The organism is Sphingopyxis sp. PET50, assembly GCF_025244705.1.
Classification (GTDB): domain Bacteria; phylum Pseudomonadota; class Alphaproteobacteria; order Sphingomonadales; family Sphingomonadaceae; genus Sphingopyxis.
Genome location: NZ_CP104207.1, coordinates 2,718,265 through 2,738,494, shown reverse-complemented (window position 1 = coordinate 2,738,494; position 20,230 = coordinate 2,718,265). Strand labels below are relative to the sequence as shown.

Here is a 20,230-nt window from a genome sequence, read left to right as displayed (position 1 = left end):
GTGTCGAGCGAAGTCGAGACACCCATCGGGTTGGCGCAAGGCAGATGGGTGTCTCGACTTCGCTCGACACGAACGGGCAAGGGGCGTCGCAGATTAAACGCACGCCGCTCTAATCGAACACCGCCGCTCCGCCGATCTTCTCGCCTTCCGCCAGAAGGCCCGCGCCCGGCACATGGTTGAACTCGATCCGGATGCCGTCGGGGTCCTCGAACAGGATCGAATAATAGCCCGGCGCCCAGGGCTCCTCCTGCGGGCCGTGGACGAAGGCGATGTCGTTGCGGTCTTTCAGAAAGGCGTGAATGGCATCGACCGCGGCGCGGTCGCGGAGGCGGAAGCAGATGTGGTGGAGACCGGGCGCGCCCTGGTCGAAGCGCCTGCCGGCGTTTTCCGGGGTGCCGGTGCGGATGCCGATCGCGGTGCGCCCGCCGACGCCATAGAGCATGGCGTCGCTGTCGAGCACGATCTTGAGATCGAGGTAGCGAATGACGTCGCGCCAGAAGGCGGTCGAGCGGGCGAAGTCGCCCGCGGTCAGGATGACATGCGCGACGCCGTTGAGGTCGCTCATTATTGGATCGCCGCGAGCGTGTAGAGGAATTCGGCATAGCCCATCGTCGCGTCGACGATGCCGCCGACCTTGGGGTTGGACGAGATCGATCAGATAATATTCGTCGGGCGCGTGCGCGCCCGCGCCGTGGCCGATGCCGAAATGGCCCGCCGGGATCGACACCGGCGGCGCGGTGAAGGTCGCGCCGGGCCAGCTTCCCGCAAGCCGCGCATTGAGGTTCGTCGTCACGCCGAGCGCCTTGTACGCCGCAAGGCCGGTGCGGATCAGGCGGCTGTCCTCGGCGACCTCGGTCGGGTCGTAACCGCCCGACACATGGACCTCGACATCGGGGAAGCCATGCTTGTCGAGGTGGGCGCGGAGCTTCTTCTCGGCCTCGGCGCGCGTCTGGTCGGGGACGAGCCGCAGGTCGAGCTTGGCGACCGCCTTGCCGGGCAGCACCGTCTTGCCGCCGGGTCCGGTGTAGCCCGCGACCAGCCCCTCGATATTGACCGTCGGTTCCTGCGCGAGGCGGATCAGCGCGTCGTCGTAGGACAGGTTGTCGATCCAGTGGGTGACGCCCAGCGCCGCCTTCTGCTGCGCCTCGTCGCCCGCCCTGGCGGCGGCGCGGATCAGCTCCTTCTCGCGGTCGGTCAGCGGACGCACATTTTCGAACCAGCCCTCGATCGCCGGCGTGTTGCCGTCGGGCGTGACCAAAGTCTGCAACGCCTGCACCAGCCGCCAGGCGGGCGAATCGATCATCGCCTTCAGGCTCGAATGCACGTCGCCCTTCGGCCCGCGGCCCCATTTTTCGCCGCTGGCGATCAGTTCGAGCTCGATGATGCCCTTCGACCCCAGGTTGACCGTGACATTGCCGGTGCGGTCCTGCGAGGCGAAGGGGATGAAGATGCCCTCGCATTTCTGGAGCGCGGCGAGAATATTGGGCTTGGTCGCGATCTGGCGGAAGTGCGGCGATCCGATCTCCTCCTCGCCCTCGCAGACGAGCACGATGTTCACCGGCAGCTTCGCCTTGGCGGCGCGGATCGCGTGGAGCGCGGCGAGGAAGCTCGCCTCCGGCCCCTTCTGGTTGGTCGCGCCGCGGCCCATGATCGCCGTGCCCAGGCCGGGGCGGTCGACGAGGCGCCCTTCGAGCGGCGGCGACGACCATTCGGCGGGGTCGAACTGCTTGACGTCGTACATGAAATAGATGCCGAGCGTGCGCTTGGCGCCGACGTCGATCGTCCCGAACACCCCGGGCTGGCCGTCGGTCGGCACGACCTCGACATTGGTGAAGCCCGCGTCCCTCGCGAGCTCGGCCGTATAGGCCGCGCCCTCGGCCATGTTGCGGTTCTCGGCGGCGATCGAGGGGAGCGCGATCCAGTCGCGCAGCCGCTTGACCGACGCCTCCTTGCCCGCCTCGGCGGCCCTGCGGATCGCGGCCATCGGGCCGGTCGCGGCGAAGGAGGCGAGCGGGCGCATCAGCATCGCGCCGACGCCGAGCATCGCCGTGCCGCGAATCAGATCGCGGCGGTTCCAGTCGTTGACGTTACGGAAATCCATGGCGCGTCCCCTTCAGCTGTTCGTATGCGAAGCAGTTTGGCGTTTCGGCGCCGGAACGCAAGCCGCGCGCCGATCAGTCCCGCTTCGTCCAATAATCCGCCATCAATGCGCGCGACCAGCCGGGCTGGCGCAGCTCGCCGCGCGGCAGGAATTCGGCCATCACCGGCTTGATGTCGAGCACCGGCGTGCCGTCGATCGCGTCGAGCCCCTCGACCTCGACCGACAGGCCGTCGACCGCCACGATGCGGCAAGTGGTGAGGCCGAGGCGGTTGGGGCGGTTCTTGCCGCGCTGCGCGAAAATGCCGACCAGCGGCCAGTCGGCGCGGCCGCGCGGATGGCGCGCCCCGGTCTCGATCCTTTCGGGCGGCACCTTGTCGAAGAGGAAGATCACTTCGGCATGGCTGAAGTCGGCGAGGCCCGCGAGCGCATCGGGGGTGAAGCTTTCGGAATCGAGGACGATGGCCGCCCGGCTGGCGCCCCAATCATCGTCGACCGCCTCGGCGCGCCCGCCGCGTATATGGCCGATGGGGGTGAGGGTGAAGCTCATGGGACCTCCTGTGTGCGATTGACGCCGCCGCCGCGCCGCGCATAGCCTTGCCGGGGCGAGGAGGCGAGCGATGGATTTTGCGGGCAGGAGCGTTGTCATCACCGGCGGGGCGACGGGCATCGGCTTCGCGCTCGCGAAGCGGCTGGGCGCGGCGGGGGCGCGGGTGATTATCAGCGAACCGCGCGCCGACAAGCTGGCCGAGGCCGTGGCGGCGCTCGATGCCTCGGGAGTCGAGGCGCTGTCCTTCACCGGCGACGTCACCGATCCGGCGTCGGTCGAGGCGCTTGCCGGCTTTGCCTGGGATGCGCATGGCCGCGCTGACGCGGTGATCGCCAATGCGGGCGTGGGCGGGCCGCGGACCAGCGTGATCGACAGCGACCCCGACGCGGTGCGGGCGCTGTTCGAGGTCAATTTCTGGGGCGTGTGGAACTGCATCCGCAGTTTCGGGCGGCGCTTCCGGGCCGACGGCCTTCCCTCCGCCATCTATGCCACCGCGTCCGAAAACGCGCTGTTCAACGCGGTGCGGACCGGCGGCGGCGCTTATGTGGCGAGCAAACATGCGGTGCTCGGGCTGATGGACATGCTGCGGGGCGAGGCGCCCGCGTCGATCGAGGTCGGCGTTATCATTCCCGGCTGGGTCAAGTCCGACATGACGCGCCATGCCGAACCGGCGATGGACGCCGACGCCTTCGCCGCGCGGATCGTGCCGCAGATGGAGGCAGGCGGGGTTCTACCTCGTCAGCCATCCCTATAATGTCGTGCGCATGGAGGAACGCTGGGCCGAGGCCTATGCGGCGTTCGCCGAATATGCACCGCGCGAGCCCGGCGACGAGGCGATGGACGTGCAGACGGCGATCGAAAGCCGTGCTGACCGGTGAAACGGCCGGATTAGGGGATGTCGCCCGCGGCGACCGGCTCGGCATCGCTGACCCATTCCCAGCAGCAGCGGCCCTTCGGAGTCAGCTTGAGCGCGGCGTTCAGCGCCTCGACCGCGCCGTCGGGCAAGGCGCTGATCCATGCGCCCTGATCGGTCCACAGCCAGGCGAAGCGGCGGCCGGCCTTGGCGGCATCGAGCCGGAGCGCGAGCGCGTGCTGGATGTGTGTGCTCGCATATTTCACGTGACCGTTATAGGTCAATGTGAGCGGGTCCCCGTTGACGATCATGGCAACGCGAGTTGGCACTGCCCATTCGTCGGCGGGCCACGGCATGCTGTCCGGCGCGATACCCGATACCTGTAGCGCTCCGCCTGCTAGTCGTTCGAGATCGGCGATCTGTTCGCGCAAATATTCGGGATATTGCTCGGCATCCGATTCGAGCATGACCAGATTGGCCATGAAGCGCGCCGGGTCGGTGCCGGGATGATAATAATCGAGTTCGCCGAGCGCGGCGAGGATCGTGTCTGGCTTCACGCTCTCGTCCATCTCGGCGACACCCGGATAGAAAAGCGCCGCATCGGGCACCTCGGGCGCGAAGACACCATGTTCCGCCATGACGCGGACGACGCGGCGAACGTCAGCCTGGCGCGAGGGCAACAGTTCGGGGAGCGCGCCCTTATGGTGCACGGGCGCGGAGGTGCGCGCTACGCCCTGCTTCCGCGCCACCTGGCCGGCGCGTTCGAGCGGCCCGGGGATCCAGCCCTTGTAGACCGCCCCCGCGAGCGCGAGCAGCAGCGCCACGAGGCCGAGGAAGAAAACGGCGCCGAATGTCTGGCCGAAGGCGAGGCAGACCGATCCGAGGACGACCGCTATGGCGACCGTGCGGCCAGGGAATGGGCAGCAGGTCGCCGTTGGCCTTGCTCATCGGATCAGGCCTTCTCCAGCAGCCCCTCGTCCTTGATCCGTTTCTGCCACAGCGCCGGCGCATTGACGTGGACGTTCTGGCCCTCGCTGTCGACCGCGACCGTCACCGGGAAGTCCTGCACCTCGAATTCGTAGATCGCCTCCATGCCGAGGTCGGCGAAGCCGACGACCTCGCTGCCCTTGATCGCGCGCGCGACCAGATAGGCGGCGCCGCCGACCGCCATCAGATAGGCGCTCTTGTGCTTCGCGATCGCCTGCGTTGCGGCGGGGCCGCGCTCGGCCTTGCCGACGCAGGCGAGCAGGCCCTGTTCGAGCATCATGTCCATGAACTTGTCCATGCGCGTCGCGGTCGTCGGGCCGGCTGGGGCCGACGATCTCCTCGCCGACCGGATCGACCGGGCCGACATAATAGATGACGCGGTCCCTGAAGCTGACCGGCAATTGCTCTCCCCGCGCCAGCATGTCGGCGATGCGCTTGTGCGCGGCGTCGCGGCCGGTGAGCATCTTGCCGTTGAGGAGCAGGCGGTCGCCCTGTTCCCAGCCCACGACGATCTCGGGGGTGAGCGTGTCGAGGTCGACGCGCTTCGCCGCCTTGTCGGGCGCCCAGTCGATCGCGGGATAATCGTCGAGCTTCGGCGGCTCGAGATAGGCGGGGCCGCTGCCGTCGAGCGTGACGTGCGCATGTCTTGTCGCGGCGCAGTTCGGGATCATCGCGACGGGCTTCGACGCGGCGTGCGTCGGCCAGTCGGCGATCTTGACGTCGAGCACGGTGGCAAGGCCGCCAAGCCCCTGCGCGCCGATGCCGAGCGCGTTGACCTTCTCATACAGCTCGATGCGCAATTCCTCGGTCGGGTTCGACGGGCCGCGCGCGAGCAGCTCGGTCATGTCGATCGGGTCCATCAGCGACTGTTTCGCGAGCAGCATCGCCTTCTCCGCGGTGCCGCCGATGCCGATGCCCAGCATGCCCGGCGGGCACCAGCCGGCGCCCATCTGCGGCACCATGTCGAGCACCCAGTCGACGATGCTGTCGCTGGGGTTCATCATCTTGAACTTCGACTTGTTCTCGCTGCCGCCGCCCTTTGCGGCGACGTCGATCACGACCTTGCTGCCCGGCACCATCTCGACGTTGAGGACCGAGGGCGTGTTGTCCTTGGTGTTCACGCGGCTGAACGCCGGGTCGGCGAGGATCGAGGCGCGCAGCTTGTTGTCGGGGTGGAGATAGGCGCGGCGCACGCCCTCGTCGACGACCTGCTGCAGGCTGCGGGGGGAGTCGAGCTTGCACTCCATGCCCCATTTGACGAAGACGGTGACGATGCCGGTGTCCTGGCAGATCGGGCGGTGCCCCTCGGCGCACAGGCGGCTGTTCGACAATATCTGCGCCATCGCGTCCTTCGCGGCGGGCGACACCTCGCGCTCATAGGCGGCGGCGAGCGCGCGGATATAGTCCATCGGGTGGAAATAGCTGATGTACTGGAGCGCGTCGGCGATGGTTTCGACGAGGTCCTCTTCGCGGATCGTGACGGTCATGTGCAGCCCCCTTTTCGCAGGAATTGCGACTCCCCTAGGCCCCGCCGTCCGCCACGAAAAGGGGTTAGATGCCGCGATCGTCCCCGCGGCGCCCGAAATGCCGCATGGCGGCCGGGGGCGAGCGAGACTTCGGGTTCGGGCCGCGGGGGCTCGCGGCGCTGCGGCGCGCCGGGTTCGAAATCGACGAGCGGCTGGCCCCGGCCGAGCGCGTGCCAGCTGCCGATCGCGGCGGTGACGAGCAGGCCGAGCCACCCGGCGCCGATCGCCGCGGTCAGCGTCCAGCCGAAGGCGGCGGGGGCGATCAGCGCCATCACGGTCGCGAGGCAGGGGATGAGGATCAACGTGCCGGCGAACCGCCAGCCGCGCCCCATCTGCGCCAGCGCGGTGCCGACGGCGATGTTGGTCGCGGTCAGCGCGAGGAACTTGGCCGCGACGGGCCAGGGCAGGCTTGGCCATTGCGGGCGAATAGTCGCCGAGCGTGAAGGCCGCCTGGATGTCGAGCAACAGCCAGTTTTCATAGGCGTCGCAGAGCGCGGCGAAGACCGGCAGCGCGACGGCGGCGAGCAGCCAGCGCAGGCGCAACTCGCGCCACAGCGCGTAGCAGCCGCTGGCGAGAAAGGCGCCATAGAGCAGCATGAAGACATAGTCCTGCTCGTTGCCCGCGCGCATCGCCGCGAGCCGCGCGACCTGCAGCGGGTCGCCCTCGGCACCGAAGACCGCGAGCAGGTCGGCCTCGCCGCGGGCGAATTCGAAGGCGATGACGGGCGTGCCGTACCCGGGATGGATCGCCGCGGCCCCGGCCGGAAAGACCTGCCCCAGATGGAGGCCGAAGATCAGCGTGAACAGGCCGAGGATGAAGGCCGCATACCACCAGGGGGTCGGCGCGGGCGGGCCGGTGCGCTGGGCCTCGATCCAGCCGTGAAATCCGCCCGCCATTTACCGGCCCGGCGTCGTCGCGCCTATTGGCACTCGGCGCATTTGCCGCGCACTTCGATCACCGGGCGTTCGGCGGCGAAGCCGGTCGCGCCGGCCGCGGCGCGCACGCCGTCGGATAATGTGTCGTTGTCGATGTGCACCGCGCTGCCGCAGCTGTCGCAGATCAGGAAGATGCAGTCGTGCAGGCAGCCGGGGTGGCTGTTCGCGACGAAGGCGTTGGCGCTCTCGACCCGGCGGACGAGGTTGTTGGCGACGAACAGGTCGAGGATGCGATAGACGCTGTTGGGCGCAACGCGCTTGCCCCGCTTCCGCGACACGATGTCGGCGATTTCATAGGCGCTCGCGGGCTTGCCGATTTCGGCGACGGCGTCGAAAATCTGCGCGCGCATGTCGGTCCAGGCCTCGCCCGCCGCTTCGAGCGCGCTCTGCGCCGCGCTGGCGAGCGAGGCGCCGCTGGCCTCGACGTGCGGATGGTCATGCTTGCCCATTGGCGTTTCCTCTGGCGCGGCAGGTCGCGCATTCAGCCCCTGTACGGGACAATGTAGGCGGTTTGCCGGGTGCCCGCAAGCGGCGGACCGGTCCGTTATGGCGCCGGCGCTAGCGCCGCGCGCGGCGGTTGAGGTCGTGGCCGAGCGCGACGACGGCGACGCCGATCATCGTCGCGAGCACTTCGCTGCCGTCGTGCGGCCGCGACAGCGCCCCCGCCATCATGCCGAGCCCGAAGCTGCCGACGCCGAAGGGCATCAGATAGCCGTGGCTGAGCACGCCCGACACCAATGTGACGAGCGCGAAGCCGATCGCGATGACCAGCCCGACCTCGTGGAACAGATGATTGTCGAGAAACACCCCGCCGACCGAAGCGAGCGAGGCGACGAAGACCGTGGTCGCAAGGCAATGGACGAGGCACAGCCCCGACAGCCCCATCGCCAGCTGGTCGCCGCTGAGCGAGGTCAACGGCCGCGAATCGCGCGCAGCCCGAACCACCGCGCCGAGGCGCGACAGGACAGGGGCAGGCTTGGCGACGTCGGTCACCCGATTCTCCGTTGGGGCAATTGCTCGGGCCGGATATGGCATATCATGACAAAGGTTACAATGTCTCATCGGCGATTTCTTATGCGACGAAGCCGGTTTCGGGCGGTGACGAACATATCTTAGCTGATCCCCGGCGAAGGCCGGGGTCCAGAGCGTAACAACGCAGCGCCAGCGTTCTACTGCTCTGGACCCCGGCCTTCGCCGGGGAACGGGAATAAGCTGACAGTCGGAGATTACGGTGACAGATTACGGTGACCGTTTACTGGGATTATGGTGACAGGTGCAATAACCCCTAAACTCTAATTAGGGGTTTTCGCACCTGTCCCCGTAATTCTCTGTCCCCGTAATTCTAGGCTGCTTCCCGGCGAGGGTTGTCCGCCGTCAGCGCCAATGGCACAGATTTGAGGTTGTGATTTAAGGAGGATTTGGGCTTCGTCGTAGTGACGAAGGAACGAAGATGAAGCCCAAATCCTCCTTAAAAAAATCGCCGCCCAAGGCTCCCGCGGAGCGGGTGGTGAAGGACATCCGGCGTGCGACGCGTCGGCACTTCTCGGCCGAAGACAAGATCCGGATCGTGCTGGAAGGCTTGCGCGGCGAGGACAGCATTGCCGAGCTGTGCCGCAAGGAAGGGATCGCCCAGAGCCTGTATTACACCTGGTCGAAGGAGTTCATGGAGGCCGGCAAGCGGCGCCTCGCCGGAGACACCGCCCGCGCTGCGACCACCGGCGAAGTGCATGACCTACGCCGCGAGGCCCGAGCCCTGAAGGAATGCGTTGCCGACCTGACCTTGGAAAACCGCCTGCTCAAAAAAAGCATGATCGCGGATGGGGGCGACGACGAATGAGGTATCCGGCATCCGAGAAGCTCGAGATCATCCGGATCGTCGAGCAGTCGCACCTGCCCGCCAAGCGCACGCTGGACCAGCTGGGCATCCCTCGCCGGACCTTCTACCGCTGGTATGATCGCTTCGTCGAAGGCGGGCCGGAGGCGCTGGAAGATCGACCATCGGCGCCGAGCCGGGTGTGGAACCGCATCGGCGACGATATCCAGCAGCAGATCGTCGAGATGGCGCTGGATTACAGCGAACTGTCACCGCGCGAACTGGCGGTGCGCTTCACCGACGAGAAGCGCTACTTCGTGTCGGAAGCCACGGTTTACCGTCTGTTGAAGGCCCATGATCTGATCACCAGCCCGGCCTATATCGTGATCAAGGCCGCCGATCAGTTCCACACCAAGACCACGCGGGTGAACGAAATGTGGCAGACCGACTTCACCTACTTCAAGATCATCGGGTGGGGCTGGATGTACCTGTCGACCGTGCTCGACGACTTCTCACGCTACATCATCGCCTGGAAGCTGTGCACCAACATGCGGGCCGAGGATGTCACCGACACGCTGGACCTCGCGCTCGAGGCCTCGGGTTGCGACAGCGCAACGGTGCTGCACAAGCCTCGGCTGCTGTCGGATAATGGCCCGAGCTACATCGCGGGTGAACTGGCGGAATATATCGAGGCCCGGAAGATGAGCCATGTGCGCGGCGCTCCGATGCATCCCCAGACTCAGGGCAAGATCGAGCGCTGGCATCAGACCCTCAAGAATCGCATCCTGCTCGAAAATTACTTCCTGCCCGGTGACCTTGAGGCTCAGATCGAAGCGTTCGTCGAGCATTATAACCACCGACGTTACCACGAGAGCCTGAACAACGTGACGCCCGCCGACGCCTACTTCGGCAGGGCCGATGCCATCGTCAAACAGCGCGAAAGGATCAAACGGAAGACCATCGAACATCGGCGCTTGCTGCACCGCAAGATCGCCGCTTAATATCAACCCCAGGACGAGGCCCGCACTCCGCTAATTTACGCCGCGAGTTGTGCCAAATGTTCTGACGACGGACAAATAGGATATGATCATGAGTGGGCCTGTTTTTTTATTGTCAGCTTTAATATCTCTTGTGTCCATTTTGGCTATTAATTTAATCTGGCCGAATAGAGATTCATATAGCGTTGTTGGAATATTGTCGCTTATTTTTCTATTGGTTCCTATTTGCCTTAGGTCTATCTTCTTAAAATTATCACCGATTCTTCCAATATTATTCACGATATGTGGTGCATATTTTCTGGTTGTGTATATACTATTGGACGAAAATCGTTCAAATTCTGTTTTCTAATAAGTGCTCTCGTCATCAACGACGACGTAGCAGGATGAGAGCATCCTGATGAGCTTGCCAGAATTACCAGAATTACGGTGACAGGAGAATTACGGTGACAGGTGCGAAAACCCCCAAATTCGACGGTCGCCGGAAAGCCCTTTCCTAAAATATCCCGCTATGCTCCAAGCTGATGGATGACCCGCCAGGATCTCCTTGCCGCGTCCAGACCGCACGCTTCGGCCACCCATGCCGCATTGCGGCCCTTCGACGACGCTCAGGGCAGGCCCTTCGACGATGGTCAGGGCAGGCTTAAAGCGACAAAGGAGACATTTCCGGCACGCACATGCGTATCCTTTGTCTCCTTAAGCGCGACTTCGCTCCGCTATGCGCTCGCACCATGCACAATGACCGCGCCATTCCGCATGGCGGCCCTTCCGGAAAACAGGCGTGCGCAAAACTGATTCGCGCGTGAAGTTCGGCGCTTTCCTGCCGCTTTTCCTCTTTCCTTGAAACCTTCGGCTACGGTGATGAGCGACTCGACCCGAACAGGACAGCCTTTAGGCGCTCTCTTCCGCCCGCAACGCCTTCCGGTCGAGCTTGCCGATCATCGTCTTGGGCAGGCTCGCCCGCACCTCGACCGCGCTCACCCGCTCGTGCTTGCCGAGCCGCGGGTTGAGCCAGGCGGCGAGGGCTTCGCCCGACACGTCGTAACCGTCCTCCAGCGTCACGAACGCCTTGGGGCTTTCGCCGCGATAGGGGTCGGGGACGCCGAGCACGATCGCCTCCTTGACCGCGGGATGCTCGTGGAGATGCGCCTCGATCACGCTCGGATAGACCTTGAAGCCGCCGACCGCGATCATGTCCTTCAGCCGGTCGACGATGCGGATATAGCCGTCGCCGTCGATCGTCGCGACGTCGCCGGTGCGCAGCCAGCCGTCCTCGGTGAAGCTGTCCCCATCGGTCTTTGGGTCGGCGGCGGGGCGGTTCCAGTAGCCGCGCATGATCTGCGGCCCCTTGACCACCAGCTCGCCGGGCTCGCCCGCCGGGGCGTCCTTCATCGGGTCCTCCTTGTCGACGAGGCGGATGTGCGTCGCGGGAACCGGCTGGCCGATCGTCCCCGCCTTGACCGGGCCGTCATAGGGGTTGGTCGACACCACCCCCGAGCTTTCGGTGAGGCCATAGCCCTCGACGAGCGCGGCGCCGGTCGCGGCGACGAATTTCTCGCGCAGCTCGGCGGGCATCGGCGCCCCGCCCGAGATGCAGACGCGCAGCGAGGAGAAATCGGTCTTCGCAAGGTCGGGATGATCGAGCAGCGCCTGGTACATCGTCGGCACGCCGGGCAGTGCGGTCGCCCGGGTGCGGGTGATCGTCTCCAGCGCCTGTTTGGCGTCGAAACGCGGCAGCATCGCGATCATGCCGCCGTTGAGGATGGTGCGGTTGAGCACGCAGGTGTTGGCGAAGACGTGGAAGAAGGGGAGGACGCCCAATATGCGGTCGTCGGCCCCGGTGTCGGGGTCGATGCTGTTGACCTGCCGCGCGTTGGCGGTGAGATTCTGGTGCGTCAGCATCGCGCCCTTGGGGGTGCCGGTGGTGCCGCCGGTATACTGGATCAGCGCGACGTCGGCCTCGGGGTCGATCGTCACGGGATCGGGTTTCCCGTCATTGTCGATGAGCGCCGAAAAGCGGGTGACGCGGCCGTCGTCGGGGAAGGCGGCGACCTCCTTGCGGCGGAGCATGCGATACAGCAGCGACTTGGCGCCGGGCAGCGCCCCCGCGACCGACCCGACGATCAGCTGCCCGAGGCTCGATTCCTCGAGCACGCGCAGCGCGGTAGGCAGCAGCGCCGCCGCGCTCATCGTGAAGAGGATGTCGGTGCCCGAATCCTCGACCTGCGCCTCCAGCTCGGCGGCGGTGTAGAGCGGCGAGAAATTGACCACCGTCGCCCCGGCGGCGAGCGCGCCGTAATAGGCCGCGACATAATGGGGGACGTTGGGAAGGAAGAGGCCGACGCGCGTGCCCTTGCCGACGCCGCGCTGCTGCAGCCCCCTGGCGACGCGGGCGACGCCGCGGGCGACCTCGCTGTAGCCGAAGCGGCGGCCCATGAAGTCGAGCATCGCCGCGTCGCCCTTTCGCGCGACGCTGGCGGCGAGCATGTCGGGGAGCGAGAGCGGCGGGAAATCCTGATCCCATGGCGTCGGGTGGTTGTAGTTGGTCGACCAGGAGAAGCCGCTATCCATTGGAATGACACGTCCTTTCGGGGGTGGGGACTTCCTGACACTAGGGTAAGCAGGCCGCCGCCGCAACCGGTGCGGCTTGCAGCGGGACGGCGGCGCGGCTAGGCAGGGGCGGTTTCCGTTTCAGGGGGTTTCGATGCTGCATCCGTCCGTCCGGCTGATCGCGCCGCTCGCCATTTTCGCCATCGCCGCCGGGACTCCCGCCGCCGCCAGGGACAAGGCGCCGCCACCGCTTCCGGCGCAGATCCAGGAACTCTATGCCTGCCGCGACATCGCCGACTCCTCCGCACGCCTCGCCTGTTTCGACCGCGAGGTCGGCGAACTGGCGGCGGCCGACGAGGCAAAGGAAATCGTCTTCACCGACAAGGAGACGGCCAGGAAAACGCGGCGCGGCCTGTTCGGCTTCTCCTTTCCGAAGCTCGGCGGAATCTTCGGCGGCGACGAGGACGAGATCAAGGAAATCGAAACGACGATCCGCGCAGTGAGCATGGACCGGTCGGGCAAATATACGCTGGTGATGGAGGATGATGCGGTGTGGGTGCAGATCGACACCACCAAGCTGCCGCGCCAGCCCAAGCCGGGGCAGAAGGTCAAGATCAAGACCGCGACGATGGGCAGCTATTTCGCGACCATCGAAGGCGGGCGCACCTTCCGCATGAAACGCGACCGCTGATCGCGGCGCGGGGCCGACCCGCCGTTCGGGGATGAGCGAAGCGACCGTCTTGCCGATTCCCGGCGCGGGATGCGCGCCCTTCGTGCTGCTCGACGATGCGCGCGCCGAGGGTGCGGTGCCGGCGCGGCTGTTCCGCGATCCGGTGGAGGTCCTGCGCGCCGACGACGCGGCGGACATTCCGCGCCTCCTCGACGCGGTCGAGGCGGCGGCGGCGCGCGGGCTGCACGCGGCGGGCTATCTCGCTTACGAGAGCGGCAAGGGGCTGGCGCCGGCGTGGCGCGGCGCGGCGCCCGCCGCGACCGGATCGCCGCTCGGCTGGTTCGCCCTGTTCGAGCGCGTCGAGCGGATCGCCGCCGACGCGGTGCTCGGCGCGGCTCCCCCATCCGGCGGCGAGCTGGATCGGCGCCGTCGAGCCCGGCGTGCCGCGTGCCGATTATGAGGCGGCGGTCGAGGCGGTTCTGGCCTATATCCGCGCCGGCGATATCTATCAGGCGAACCTGACCTTTCGCGCCTCGGTGCCTTTGCTCGGCAATCCGCTGGCGGTCTATGCGCGGCTGCGGCGGACGGCGCGCGCCGGCTATGGCGGCTTCATCTGGACGGGGAGCCAGGCGATCGCGTCGCTGTCGCCCGAACTCTTCTTCGCGCTGCGCGGGCGCGAGGCGATCGCGCGGCCGATGAAGGGGACCGCGGCGCGGCTCGCCGACGCCGAAGCCGACGCGGCGGCGGCGCGCACGCTGGCGGCCGACCCCAAGCAGCGCGCCGAAAATCTGATGATCGTCGACCTGATCCGCAACGACCTGTCGCGGGTGGCGGTGCCAGGGTCGGTCGCGGTGCCCGACCTGTTTCGCGTCGAAAGCTTTCCGACGATCCACCAGCTCGTGTCCGACGTCACCGCGACCCTGCCCGCGGACAAGGGCGCGGTCGACGTGCTGCGCGCCGCCTTTCCCTGCGGCTCGATCACCGGCGCGCCCAAGGTGCGCGCGATGGAGATCATCGACGAACTGGAGGTGGACGCGCGCGGCCTCTACACCGGGTCGATCGGCTTCATCGAACCCGGCGGCGATGCGGCGTTCAATGTCGCGATCCGCACGCTGCTGTTTCCCCCGTCAACCGGCTTGCAGGATTTGCCGATTCGCGCCACGCTGGGACTGGGATCGGGCATCGTCGCCGACAGCCTGCTCGGCCGAGGAATGGCAGGAATGTCTGGCCAAGGGGGAATTTGTGGGGGCAGCGCGCGAGAGTTTCGACCTCATCGAGACGATGCATTTCGACCCGGTCGAAGGCGTGCAGCGGCTCGAGGGGCATCTCGCGCGGTTGAAGGCGAGCGCGGCGGTGCTGGGCTTCGCCTTCGACCGGCACGGCGCGCGCAACAGCCTGCAGTCCGCGACCTTTCGCCTGCGCAGCGCGGCGCGGGTGCGGATGCGGCTGGCGGCGTCGGGGGCGCTGGCGATCGAGGTGTCGCCGCTGCCGCGCCTTGCCGAACTGCCGGTCCCGGTGGCGGTTCGCCCGGCGCCGATGGCGGCGGACGACTTCCGCCTCGCGCACAAGACCAGCCTGCGCGCCGCCTATGACGAGGCGCGCGCCGGGGCGGGCACCGCCGAGGTGGTGTTCGTCGACGAGCCGGGTTTCGTGACCGAGGGAAGCTGGAGCAATATCTTCGTCGAGCGCGAGGGCGTGCTGCTCACCCCGCCGCTGTCGCTCGGGCTGCTCCCCGGCGTGCTGCGCGCCGAGCTGATCGAAAAGGGCCGCGCGGTCGAATCGCACCTGCGCGTCGCCGATCTGGCGGACGGTTTCTTCATCGGCAATTCGCTGCGCGGGCTCATCCCGGCGCGACTTGCGGACGCGGCGGACTGAACCCGGGAAAATATTCGCCCGCATAGGTAAATTATCCGCACATCGGGTTGCGATTTGCGGAACGAGGCTTTAGGCGCGGCCCCGCGCAATTTCCTGCCAATTCACTATCTGTCCGCGCAAGCCACGGAAAGCCGCACCATGTCGCTGAAGCCCCATGTCTCCGCCGCCCTCAACCGCATCCAGCCGTCGGCGACGCTGGCGATGACCGCGCGGGTGACCAGGCTGAAAGCCGAGGGCGTCGATGTCATCGGTCTGTCGGCGGGCGAACCCGATTTCGACACGCCGGACTTCGTCAAGGAAGCCGCGATCGAAGCGATCCGGAACGGCCAGACCAAATATACGCTCGTCGACGGCACCGTCGCGCTGAAGGAAGCGATCCGCGGCAAGTTCCGCCGCGACAACGGGCTCGACTATGGGCTCGACCAGATCACGGTCAATGTCGGCGGCAAGCATACTTTGTTCAACGCGCTCGTCGCGACGGTCGACCCGGGCGATGAGGTGATCATCCCCGCGCCCTATTGGGTCAGCTACCCCGATATCGTCGCCTTCGCCGGCGGCACGCCGGTGATCGTCGAGGGCACCGCGGCGCAGGGCTACAAGATCACCCCCGAACAGCTCGACAAGGCGATCACCCGGAAGACGCGCTGGGTCATGTTCAACTCGCCGTCGAACCCCTCGGGCGCCGCCTATTCGGGCGAGGAACTCGACGCACTGGGCGAGGTGATCCGCCGCCATCCGCACGTCATGGTGATGACCGACGATATGTACGAGCATGTCTGGTACGCCGATTTCGCCTTCACCACCTTCGCGCAGCGTTGCCCCGACCTCGCCGACCGCATCCTGACCGTGAACGGCTGTTCGAAGGCCTATGCGATGACCGGCTGGCGCATCGGCTATGCGGGCGGGCCGGCTGTGGATCATCAAGGCGATGGGCAAATTGCAGTCGCAATCGACCTCGAACCCCTGTTCGATCGCGCAGGCGGCCGCCGCCGCCGCATTGGGCGGGCCGCAGCAGTTCCTCGACGACCGCAACGCCGCGTTCCGCAAGCGCCGCGACGTGGTCGTCGCGATGCTCAACGACGCGCCGGGGCTGAGCTGCCCGGTGCCCGACGGCGCCTTCTATGTCTATCCCGACGCGTCGGACTGCATGGGCAAGAAGACCCCCTCGGGCCATGTCATCGATACGGACGAGGCGTTGATCGACTATTTCCTCGATTCGGCGCGCGTCGCGGCGGTGCATGGCGGCGCGTTCGGCCTGTCGCCGGCTGTTCCGCGTTTCCTATGCGACATCGGAAGCGGTGCTGAAGGAAGCCTGCGTGCGCATCCAGCAGGCCTGCGCGGCGTTGAGCTGACCCTGCTCCCCTCCCGCTTGCGGGAGGGGGTAAGCTGAACCCCGCACAACCACCCGGTTCACCGGAAAGTAAGGCCTGCCGCCTAAGGGTGATCGCCGTCACTGACGGACGGCTCGGGGCGCGTCATATCCTTCGGTGCAACCCATCGGGCTTCGGCCACGAACAGAAGACATGACAGGACCCAAAGATGCTCTCCATGCTCCGCTCCGACTGGTTTCCGACCATGCTCGCCGGTTTCGCGATCGGCGCCGTCTTCGTGATGACGCAGCAGCCGGCGCTCGCGATGGCGCTGTGACTGTGCGGCGCGCATTCGGCGCGTTGCTGGCCGCGGCCGTGGTCGCGCAATGCGCGCTCGGCGCCCGCGAGTGCGGAGACCGCGATCAAGCTGCCCGCCGCGGCGCTCGATCCCGCGGTCAAAGCGAAACGCGCAACCGCGGTGCTCGTCGCGCGGCTGTTTCTGGGGCATCGAAGGGGTGTTCCAGAACGTCAAGGGCGTGATTTCGGTCGAATCGGGCTATCATGGCGGCAGCAAGGCGACCGCCAGATACGAGCTGACCCACGACGGCAAGTCGGGCCATGCGGAGGCGGTGCGCATCGTCTATGATCCCGGCCAGGTCAGCTACGGCACCTTGCTGCGCATCCTCTTTTCGGTCGGCGCCGACCCGACGCTCAGGAACCGCCAGGGGCCCGACGTCGGTCCGCAATATCGCGCGGCGATCGTGCCGATGGACGCGACCCAGCGACAGGTCGCGACCGCCTATCTGGCGCAGATCGGCAAGGGCAAATATTTCGCCAGGCCGATCGTCGTGCCGATCGAGGCTTACAAGACCTTCTATCCGGCCGAGGCCTATCATCAGGATTTCATGAAGCGGAATCCCGCCCACGGCTATATTGTCCGCTGGGACGCGCCCAGGGTCGCGGCGCTCAAGCGCTTCTTCCCCGACAGGATCCGGGCGACCCCGGCCCCTTAATCGCGGCGACAGGTTCCGCGCCTTATCGTGCGCAGGGAATCGTTCGTCGCAAAGGGCTGGCCCGTGCCGGCCTGCTGCGGGACGGTCGCCACCGGCCAATTCGGGCCGGGGGATGGAATGGCGGTCGAGAGCCGTGTCGGGATTCGCATGACATTTGAGGTTTCGGGCAAGCCGGTGCTTGCCATGGTGATGGGTTCGGCGGTGCTGGCGGGGTGCGTCAGCAGCGCCGCGGTCGTACCGACGCCGCGCGCGCAGCTGGCGCCGGTACGCGGTTCTACGGAATCGGTCACCGTTCCGATCGGGGCCCCGGTGCACGCCGCCACGCCCGCGCCGCAAATCCCCGCCGACCCCGGTTTCCGTCGTCCGCCACCGGGTCTCGACGACCGGCTGTTCCAGATATGGAAGGCGTTTCCGGGCAAGACCGGCATCGCGGTGCAGCGTATCGACGGCGAATGGCTGCTGACGCAGCGCGGCAACGAACTGTTCCCGCAGCAGAGCGTGTCGAAGCTGTGGGTGACGCTCACCGTGCTCGACGCGGTCGACAACGGCCAGCTCAGCATGGACCAGAAAGTCCGCATCGGCCCCGAGGATCTGACCCTGTTCCACCAGCCGCTCGCCGACCGCGTCCGCGCCGCGGGTTCGGTGACGATGACCGTCCGCGAACTGATCGAAACGGCGATCACCCAGAGCGACAATACCGCGAACGACAGCCTGCTGCGGACCGTCGGCGGTCCCGACGCGGTGCGCGCCTTCATCCGCAAGAAGGATCTGGGCGCCATTCGGTTCGGCCCCGGCGAGCGGCTGCTCCAGGCCGGCGCCGCGGGGCTGAAGTGGCAGCAGAGCTATTCGATCGCGCGCAATTTCCAGACGGCGCGCGCCGCGCTGCCCGAAGCGACGCGCAAGGCGGCGATGGACGCCTATCGCGCCGATCCGCCCGACGGCGCCAGCCCGGCGGCGATCGCCGGCGCGCTCGGCCGGCTGGCGCGCGGGACCTTGCTCTCGCCCGAATCGACGCAATTTCTGCTCGGCGTGATGACGCGGACCAAGAGCGGGCCGCAGCGGCTCAAGGCCGGACTGCCCGCCGGCTGGACCTTCCTGCACAAGACCGGCACCGGGCAGGATTACAAGGGCATGACCATCGGCTATAACGACATCGGCATCGCGACCGCGCCCGACGGCACGCGCTATGCGATCGTCGTGCTGATGGGCGAGGCCAGCTCGCCGGTGCCCGCCCGGATGGCGACGATGCAGTCGGTGTCGCGCGCGGTCGCGGAATTTCATGGAAGGTAAGGCGATGAAGAAATGGCTGTTCGTGCCGGCTGCCGCCGCGCTGGCGCTCGCCGGCTGCGCGACGCCCGAGACGCGGCTGCGCAACGGCCTCCACAATGCCGGGCTTTCGGAAGCGATGTCGGCGTGCATGGCCGAGCGCATGGTCGACCGGCTGTCGCTGCTTCAGCTCCGCCGCCTGTCGGCACTCGGCAGCCTGAAGGACAAGCGGATCACCGACCTGTCGCTCGACCAGTTCCTGCACAAGGTGCGCGCGCTGAAGGATGCGGAGATCCTGGCGGTGTCGACCAGCTCGGCGGCGATCTGCGCTTTGCGCTGACGGAAAGGCCGTCGGCTTTCGCCGATAGAATCTCTTGTTGCCGCAGGGGTAGCCACGCCGCCTAACTTGTGCTTAGGCGGCGCCGATCTTCTCCCGCTCCAGAGTCGAAAGGCCCGGCAGACCCCATGAACATCCACGAATATCAGGCGAAAGAACTGCTCGCGAAATTTGGCGTTGCGATCCCCAAGGGCATCGCCGCGATGAGTGTCGAGGAAGCGGTCGAAGCCGCGAAGCAGCTCCCCGGCCCGCTCTATGTCGTGAAGTCGCAAATCCACGCGGGCGGCCGCGGCAAGGGCAAGTTCAAGGAACTCGGCCCCGACGCGAAGGGCGGCGTCCGCCTCGCCAAGACGCTCGAGGAAGTCGAGAGCCACGCGCGCGAAATGCTCGGCAACACGCTGGTGACGATCCAGACCGGCGAAGCGGGCAAGCAGGTCAACCGCCTCTACATCACCGACGGCGCCGACATCAAAAAGGAATATTATCTCGCCCTGCTCGTCGACCGCGCCACCAGCCGCATCGCGGTCGTCGCCTCGACCGAGGGCGGCATGGACATCGAAACCGTCGCGCACGACACGCCGGAAAAGATCCACACCATCACCGTCGACCCGGCGACCGGCCTGATGCCGCATCACGGGCGCAGCGTCGCCGCGGCGCTCGGCCTGTCGGGCGACCTCGCCAAGCAGGCGGCCAAGGTCCTGTCGGGCCTTTATGACGCCTTCCTCGCGACCGACGCCGAGCAGATCGAGATCAATCCGCTCGCGGTTTGCGAAGGCGCCAACGGCGACGAGCTGCTCGTCCTCGACGCCAAGCTCGGCTTCGACGGCAATGCGATGTTCCGCCACAAGGATATCGCCGAGCTGCGCGACCTGACCGAGGAAGACCCGGCCGAGGTCGAGGCGTCGGAATATGACCTCGCCTATATCAAGCTCGACGGCAACATCGGCTGCATGGTCAATGGCAGCCAAGCCTCGCGATGGCGACGATGGACATCATCAAGTTGAACGGCGAATTCCCCGCCAATTTCCTCGACGTCGGCGGCGGCGCCAGCAAGGAAAAGGTCACCGCGGCGTTCAAGATCATCCTCAAGGACCCCGCCGTGAAGGGCATCCTCGTCAACATCTTCGGCGGTATCATGAAGTGCGACATCATCGCCGACGGCATCGTCGCGGCGGCGAAGGAAGTGAATCTGTCGGTGCCGCTGGTCGTCCGCCTCGAAGGCACCAACGTCCAGGAGGGCAAGGATATCCTGGCCAATTCGGGCCTGCCGATCGTCGCCGCCAACGATCTGGGCGATGCGGCCAAGAAGATCGTCGCCGAGGTCAAGAAGGCGGCGTGATTGAAGTCTACCCCTCTCCCCTTGCGGGAGAGGGTTGCGAAGACTTGGCGGCTCGCCGCCTAGTCGAAGCTGGGTGAGGGGTTGCGAGCCACGGGCTCGCGCGGCGCCAAGG

General features: G+C 66.7%; 12 protein-coding genes and 4 pseudogenes. 9 read left to right on the top strand and 7 right to left on the bottom strand.

Annotated features, from left to right (window positions below; translation table 11 throughout):
• Nucleotides 1-109: 109 nt before the first annotated feature.
• Together N0A20_RS14335 and N0A20_RS14330 are read right to left on the bottom strand one after the other, a co-directional pair.
• Nucleotides 110-2,101, bottom strand: a complete 1,992-nt coding sequence (locus tag N0A20_RS14335) for a M20/M25/M40 family metallo-hydrolase (RefSeq protein ID WP_312846547.1) — start codon at nt 2,099-2,101, stop codon at nt 110-112.
• 73 nt (nt 2,102-2,174) lie between these two features.
• On the bottom strand, nt 2,175-2,648 hold the full coding sequence (locus tag N0A20_RS14330; protein WP_260581027.1) for an SAM-dependent methyltransferase: 474 nt from the start codon (nt 2,646-2,648) through the stop codon (nt 2,175-2,177).
• A 70-nt stretch (nt 2,649-2,718) separates the two neighbouring features.
• Here N0A20_RS14330 and N0A20_RS14325 point away from each other — a divergent pair, with 70 nt between their 5' ends.
• Nucleotides 2,719-3,402 carry an SDR family NAD(P)-dependent oxidoreductase gene (locus tag N0A20_RS14325; RefSeq protein ID WP_260581026.1) on the top strand — a complete coding sequence of 228 codons (684 nt, stop codon included), beginning with the start codon at nt 2,719-2,721 and terminating at the stop codon, nt 3,400-3,402.
• Between the two features lie 134 nt (nt 3,403-3,536).
• Here the strand turns inward: N0A20_RS14325 and N0A20_RS14320 are convergent, their stop codons facing one another.
• The 4 genes and pseudogenes from N0A20_RS14320 to N0A20_RS14305 form a co-directional block, all read right to left on the bottom strand.
• Nucleotides 3,537-4,325: a hypothetical protein gene (locus N0A20_RS14320; protein WP_260581025.1), complete on the bottom strand. Its 789-nt coding sequence runs from the start codon at nt 4,323-4,325 to the stop codon at nt 3,537-3,539.
• A gap of 128 nt (nt 4,326-4,453) precedes the next feature.
• Nucleotides 4,454-5,975 (bottom strand): annotated as a pseudogene (locus N0A20_RS14315) (fumarate hydratase).
• 959 nt (nt 5,976-6,934) lie between these two features.
• On the bottom strand, nt 6,935-7,399 hold the full coding sequence (locus N0A20_RS14310) for a Fur family transcriptional regulator (protein ID WP_260581024.1): 465 nt from the start codon (nt 7,397-7,399) through the stop codon (nt 6,935-6,937).
• Between the two features lie 109 nt (nt 7,400-7,508).
• Nucleotides 7,509-7,943 (bottom strand): MerC domain-containing protein, encoded by a 435-nt coding sequence (locus N0A20_RS14305; protein WP_260581023.1) that lies wholly within the window; start codon nt 7,941-7,943, stop codon nt 7,509-7,511.
• Nucleotides 7,944-8,400: 457 nt separating this feature from the next.
• Between N0A20_RS14305 and N0A20_RS14300 the strand changes: the two genes are divergently transcribed.
• Nucleotides 8,401-9,764 (top strand): IS3 family transposase gene (locus N0A20_RS14300; RefSeq protein WP_260581021.1). Its coding sequence is split into 2 segments (ribosomal slippage): nt 8,401-8,748 and nt 8,751-9,764, totalling 1,362 coding nucleotides; the frame shifts between segments, so codons are not numbered across the junction.
• Between the two features lie 885 nt (nt 9,765-10,649).
• Here the strand turns inward: N0A20_RS14300 and N0A20_RS14295 are convergent.
• Nucleotides 10,650-12,329 (bottom strand): AMP-binding protein, encoded by a 1,680-nt coding sequence (locus N0A20_RS14295; RefSeq protein ID WP_260581020.1) that lies wholly within the window; start codon nt 12,327-12,329, stop codon nt 10,650-10,652.
• A 133-nt stretch (nt 12,330-12,462) separates the two neighbouring features.
• Here N0A20_RS14295 and N0A20_RS14290 point away from each other — a divergent pair, with 133 nt between their 5' ends.
• The 7 genes and pseudogenes from N0A20_RS14290 (at nt 12,463) to sucC (ending at nt 20,118) form a co-directional block, all read left to right on the top strand.
• On the top strand, nt 12,463-12,999 hold the full coding sequence (locus N0A20_RS14290) for a hypothetical protein (RefSeq protein WP_260581019.1): 537 nt from the start codon (nt 12,463-12,465) through the stop codon (nt 12,997-12,999).
• A 31-nt stretch (nt 13,000-13,030) separates the two neighbouring features.
• Nucleotides 13,031-14,853, top strand: a pseudogene (gene pabB / locus N0A20_RS14285) (aminodeoxychorismate synthase component I).
• 138 nt (nt 14,854-14,991) lie between these two features.
• A pseudogene (locus N0A20_RS14280) lies at nt 14,992-16,205 on the top strand (pyridoxal phosphate-dependent aminotransferase).
• A gap of 473 nt (nt 16,206-16,678) precedes the next feature.
• Nucleotides 16,679-17,176 (top strand): peptide-methionine (S)-S-oxide reductase MsrA, encoded by a 498-nt coding sequence (gene msrA, locus N0A20_RS14275; RefSeq protein WP_260581018.1) that lies wholly within the window; start codon nt 16,679-16,681, stop codon nt 17,174-17,176.
• A gap of 147 nt (nt 17,177-17,323) precedes the next feature.
• On the top strand, nt 17,324-18,466 hold the full coding sequence (gene bla, locus N0A20_RS14270; RefSeq protein ID WP_260581017.1) for a class A beta-lactamase: 1,143 nt from the start codon (nt 17,324-17,326) through the stop codon (nt 18,464-18,466).
• A 4-nt stretch (nt 18,467-18,470) separates the two neighbouring features.
• On the top strand, nt 18,471-18,782 hold the full coding sequence (locus tag N0A20_RS14265) for a hypothetical protein (RefSeq protein ID WP_260581016.1): 312 nt from the start codon (nt 18,471-18,473) through the stop codon (nt 18,780-18,782).
• A 125-nt stretch (nt 18,783-18,907) separates the two neighbouring features.
• A pseudogene (sucC, locus tag N0A20_RS14260) lies at nt 18,908-20,118 on the top strand (ADP-forming succinate--CoA ligase subunit beta).
• The last annotated feature ends 112 nt before the right edge of the window (nt 20,119-20,230 follow it).

Bases quoted from the DNA above. Each gene is read 5' to 3' on its own strand.
- N0A20_RS14335 (WP_312846547.1), bottom strand. From the start codon at position 2,101: ATGGATTTCCGTAACGTCAACGACTGGAACCGCCGCGATCTGATTCGC.
- N0A20_RS14330 (WP_260581027.1), bottom strand. From the start codon at position 2,648: ATGAGCTTCACCCTCACCCCCATCGGCCATATACGCGGCGGGCGCGCC.
- N0A20_RS14325 (WP_260581026.1), top strand. From the start codon at position 2,719: ATGGATTTTGCGGGCAGGAGCGTTGTCATCACCGGCGGGGCGACGGGC.
- N0A20_RS14310 (WP_260581024.1), bottom strand. From the start codon at position 7,399: ATGGGCAAGCATGACCATCCGCACGTCGAGGCCAGCGGCGCCTCGCTC.
- N0A20_RS14295 (WP_260581020.1), bottom strand. From the start codon at position 12,329: ATGGATAGCGGCTTCTCCTGGTCGACCAACTACAACCACCCGACGCCA.
- N0A20_RS14290 (WP_260581019.1), top strand. From the start codon at position 12,463: ATGCTGCATCCGTCCGTCCGGCTGATCGCGCCGCTCGCCATTTTCGCC.
- bla (WP_260581017.1), top strand. From the start codon at position 17,324: ATGACATTTGAGGTTTCGGGCAAGCCGGTGCTTGCCATGGTGATGGGT.
- N0A20_RS14265 (WP_260581016.1), top strand. From the start codon at position 18,471: ATGAAGAAATGGCTGTTCGTGCCGGCTGCCGCCGCGCTGGCGCTCGCC.